A 4,611-nucleotide genomic window follows, 5' to 3' on the forward strand; every position below is an offset into this window, starting at 1 on the left:
GGGGGTGGCGGGGTGGGAACACTCGGGTCGTGGGACGGGAATAACCCGGGTGACGTGGTGAGCCCGGTCGTGCGACCATCGTCGCGTCGGCGGCGAGGGCCGGCCCCTCGGGGCAGGGCCCGGGAATCTCCCGGGGGACTCGAACGTTGTCCAGGATGACGGAAACGATCCGTCGCCAGTGACGGAGCAGAGCAGACCCGTCGCCGCATCCGTTTCCCATCGACGTAAGGATCCAATGACCTCCTCTTCTTCCGCTTCCCAGGCCACGCAGCGCGCCTCCGCGCAGAACCACACCGAGGGTCTTCGGGCCGATGCCCTGATGGAAGAGGACGTCGCCTGGAGCCACGAGATCGACGGAGAGCGGGACGGCGACCAGTTCGACCGCTCCGACCGCGCGGCTCTGCGCCGTGTCGCGGGCCTCTCCACCGAGCTCGAGGACGTCACCGAGGTCGAGTACCGCCAGCTCCGTCTGGAGCGGGTCGTCCTCGTCGGCGTCTGGACCTCGGGAACCACGCAGGACGCCGAGAACTCACTGGGCGAGCTGGCCGCTCTCGCGGAGACCGCGGGCGCGCTGGTGCTCGACGGCGTGATCCAGCGTCGCGACAAGCCCGACGCGGCCACGTACATCGGTTCCGGCAAGGCGACCGAACTGCGGGACATCGTCCTGGAGACCGGCGCCGACACCGTCATCTGCGACGGTGAGCTCAGCCCGGGCCAGCTCATCCACCTCGAGGACGTCGTCAAGGTCAAGGTCATCGACCGTACGGCCCTGATCCTCGACATCTTCGCCCAGCACGCCAAGTCCCGAGAGGGCAAGGCACAGGTCGCGCTCGCGCAGATGCAGTACATGCTGCCGAGGCTCCGAGGCTGGGGTCAGTCGCTGTCCCGGCAGATGGGCGGCGGCAAGGGCGGCGGCCTCGCCACCCGTGGTCCCGGTGAGACCAAGATCGAGACGGACCGGCGCCGGATCCGCGAGAAGATGGCGAAGATGCGCCGGGAGATCGCGGAGATGAAGACCGGCCGCGAGATCAAGCGCCAGGAGCGCAAGCGCCACAAGGTGCCGTCGGTCGCCATCGCCGGCTACACCAACGCGGGCAAGTCCTCGCTGCTCAACCGCCTCACCGGCGCGGGCGTCCTGGTCGAGAACGCGCTGTTCGCGACCCTCGACCCGACCGTGCGCCGGGCCGAGACCCCGAGCGGGCGGCTGTACACGCTGGCGGACACCGTCGGCTTCGTACGCCACCTGCCGCACCACCTGGTCGAGGCGTTCCGCTCCACGATGGAGGAGGTCGGCGAGTCCGACCTGATCCTGCACGTGGTCGACGGCGCCCACCCGGCGCCCGAGGAGCAGCTGGCCGCCGTGCGCGAGGTGATCAGGGACGTCGGCGCCACCGACGTACCCGAGATCGTCGTGATCAACAAGGCGGACGCGGCCGACCCGCTGGCGCTCCAGCGGCTGCTGCGGATCGAGAAGCGCTCCATCGCGGTCTCGGCCCGCACCGGCCAGGGCATCGACGAGCTGCTCGCTCTGATCGACGCCGAGCTGCCCCGCCCGTCGGTAGAGATCGAGGCACTCGTGCCGTACACGCACGGCAAGCTGGTCGCCCGCGCCCACGACGAGGGCGAGGTGATCTCCGAGGAGCACACCCCGGAGGGCACGCTGCTCAAGGTGCGGGTCCACGAAGAACTGGCCGCGGAGCTGGCACCGTACGTTCCGGCACCCCTGGCCTGACCGCCGTACGCCCGACGAGTGAAGGCCCGCCCCTCGCACAGGGGGCGGGCCTTCGACGTGCCGTGTGGCGCACGTACGACCGATGGCCGCCGGCCACCCACGGACCGCTGCCGCGGATTGCCGGTGGCCGACTACCGGCCGCCGCGGGGCATCACCGACCGGCGAACTTCTCGCTCACCTCTTGGTAGATGCCCTTGGCCGCCTTGCCCAGCCGCGGGCCCGCCAGCCAGCCCGCGCTCGCCGGGCCGATCGAGGTGTTGGACACCAGCGCGGGCTTGCCGTCCGAGCCGGCCGCCACCCAGCCGCCACCGGACGAACCACCGGTCATCGTGCAGCCGATGCGGTACATCGTCGGGTCCGACTTCAGCAGCGACAGCCGGCCGGGCTTGTCCGTGCACTGGTACATCGTCTCGCCGTCGAACGGCGCCGCCGCCGGATAACCGGTCGCCGTGATGCTCTTCACCTGCGGTACTGCGGGCGCGTCGAAGTCCACCGGGAGCGCCGAACCGACCGTCTCCTCCAGGGACTTGCCGTCGCCGCCCTCCTCCGGCGTCACATGGATCACCGCGAAGTCGTAGGACGCGCCGTCGCCCCCGGTCGAACCGCCCTGCTCGATCCACTGGTCCGAGGTCTGCGCCCAGTCGCCCCACCAGACGCCGTACGGAGCGACCTCCTCCTTGGTGGCGGTCTCCAGCTCCGCCGCCGTCTTCCCGCTGTCGTTGTACGAGGGCACGAAGGCGATGTTGCGGTACCAGCCGCCCGACTTGCCGGCGTGCACACAGTGGCCCGCGGTCCACACCATGTTCGACTTGCCGGGGTGGGCCGGGTCCTGGACCACCGTCGCCGAGCAGACCATCGTTCCCTTGGGCGAGTCGAAGAACACCTTGCCCGCCTCGGGGGCGTTGTCGTGGTAGCGCGTCGGCACGGCCTTCGCCTCCACGGGGGCCGGGGTCGGGTCGGTGACGCCCTGGTCGCCGGAGAGGTCGTTCTCGTCGACCTCCTTCTCCGGCTCCTCGGCCTCACGCATACGGTCCGGATCCCACAGGTCCTTGATGATCGGGTTGACGAAGTCCTCGGCCTCGCGCAGCCAGTCGTCCTTGTCCCAGTTCTTCCAGGCGCCGTTCTTCCACTTGTCGATGTCGATCCCGTGCTCCTTGAGCCGGTCCTTGATGTCGTCCGGGATCGTGATCTTGTCGTCGTTCGAGGCGCCCTGGGAGGCGGACGTGTCGGCGTTCGCCGAGGTGTCGCCCGAGTCGCAGGCGGTGGCGGTCAGCGCGAGCGCCGTGGCGAGGCCAAGGGCGGCCAGCGCGGGGGAGGCTCTGCGGCGCCCGGCCCTGACTCGGCGAGCGGCGCGGGACGGGCGTATGGGTCGCATGGTGTGAACTCCCCCTGGTGATAAGGCAACTCTGTGCGCTGGAGCGGTCGCGTACGTTCGCGTACGTCCTTCTCTTCGTACGCGACGCCACGGCGGCTTGGTGCGGATCCGCCGGTGTGCGTTCGCTCGGTGTCGCTGAACGGCACCACACACTATGCGGTCGCTGTGGGGGACTTCCCACGGAACGGCAACGGTTCCGTCACGGCCTGGATCTTGAGCGGCGCGGCGCCTCATCGGCACGGATCTCGGCCGCACCCGCTTCCCCGCAGGGGGCGCGTCGTTGGTATGTGCGGGGAACCCGCCGCCGGTGTTCGGGGCCCCGGCCAACTCGCCTCTGGGAGCGGAGGAATCGTCATCGTGGTTGTGACCGAGTCTGTGGGGCGCGTGGCCGAGGGGGCTCGCGTGGCGCACGAGGGGATCCTGCGGAGGCAGTCGGCGCGCGAGTCCGCGGCGCGCACCTATGCGCGCGCCCTGCCGATCGTCCCCGTACGGGCCCGTGGGCTGACCATCGAGGGAGCCGACGGGCGCCGCTACCTCGACTGTCTGTCCGGTGCGGGCACGCTCGCCCTCGGTCACAACCATCCGGTCGTGCTGGAGGCGATCCGCAAGGTGCTCGACTCGGGGGCACCGCTGCACGTCCTCGACCTGGCGACCCCGGTGAAGGACGCCTTCACCACGGAGCTGTTCCGCACCCTCCCGCCCCAACTCGCCGACCGCGCCCGGGTGCAGTTCTGCGGGCCGGCCGGGACGGACGCGGTCGAGGCGGCCTTCAAACTCGTGCGCGCCGCCACCGGGCGCACCGGCATGCTCGCCTTCACCGGCGCCTACCACGGGATGACCACAGGGGCGCTCGAGGCATCCGGGGGAGCGACCGACGTACGAGTCGCGCGCCTGCCGTACCCACAGGACTACCGCTGCCCGTTCGGGGTGGGCGGCGAACGCGGCGCCGAACTCGCCGCGCGCTGGACCGAGTCCGTCCTCGACGACACCAAGTCCGGGGTGCCCCGGCCCGCCGGGATGATCCTGGAACCCGTCCAGGGCGAGGGCGGGGTGATCCCGGCGCCGGACACCTGGATGCGCCGTATGCGTGAGATCACCGCCACGCGCTCCATTCCGCTGATCGCGGACGAGGTCCAGACGGGCGTGGGGCGCACGGGCCGCTTCTGGGCCGTGGAGCACAGCGGCGTCGTGCCGGACGTGATGGTGCTGTCCAAGGCCATCGGCGGCAGCCTCCCGCTGGCCGTCGTGATCTACCGCGACGACCTCGACGTCTGGCGGCCCGGCGACCACGCTGGCACCTTCCGCGGCAACCAGCTCGCCATGGCCGCCGGCACGGCCACCCTCGCCCATGTCCGCGAGAACCGGCTCGCCGAACACGCCGCGACCCTGGGCGCCCGTATGCTCACCCAACTTCAGGCGCTGACCGACGATTTCGCCTGCGTCGGCGACGTACGCGGACGGGGCCTGATGATCGGCGTGGAACTGGTGAACCCTGTCTCTTATA

General features: G+C 70.7%; 3 protein-coding genes. 2 read left to right on the plus strand and 1 reads right to left on the minus strand.

What is annotated here, in order from left to right; all coding sequences use genetic code 11:
- Positions 1 to 235: 235 nt before the first annotated feature.
- On the plus strand, positions 236 to 1,732 hold the full coding sequence (gene hflX / locus FNH04_RS41770) for a GTPase HflX (RefSeq protein WP_152791461.1): 1,497 nt from the start codon (positions 236 to 238) through the stop codon (positions 1,730 to 1,732).
- 151 nt (positions 1,733 to 1,883) lie between these two features.
- Here hflX and FNH04_RS41775 read toward each other — a convergent pair whose 3' ends face one another.
- On the minus strand, positions 1,884 to 3,107 hold the full coding sequence (locus tag FNH04_RS41775) for a trypsin-like serine peptidase (protein WP_152791462.1): 1,224 nt from the start codon (positions 3,105 to 3,107) through the stop codon (positions 1,884 to 1,886).
- A gap of 357 nt (positions 3,108 to 3,464) precedes the next feature.
- On the opposite strand from FNH04_RS41775, the gene FNH04_RS41780 reads away from it, so the two are divergent.
- Positions 3,465 to 4,611: diaminobutyrate--2-oxoglutarate transaminase family protein (locus FNH04_RS41780; RefSeq protein WP_322725398.1), on the plus strand; the 1,147-nt coding region annotated here is incomplete at its 3' end.

This window comes from Streptomyces phyllanthi, assembly GCF_009377205.1.
In the GTDB taxonomy this organism is placed as follows: domain Bacteria; phylum Actinomycetota; class Actinomycetes; order Streptomycetales; family Streptomycetaceae; genus Streptomyces; species Streptomyces phyllanthi.

Bases quoted from the DNA above. Each gene is read 5' to 3' on its own strand.
- hflX (WP_152791461.1), top strand. From the start codon at position 236: ATGACCTCCTCTTCTTCCGCTTCCCAGGCCACGCAGCGCGCCTCCGCG.
- FNH04_RS41775 (WP_152791462.1), bottom strand. From the start codon at position 3,107: ATGCGACCCATACGCCCGTCCCGCGCCGCTCGCCGAGTCAGGGCCGGG.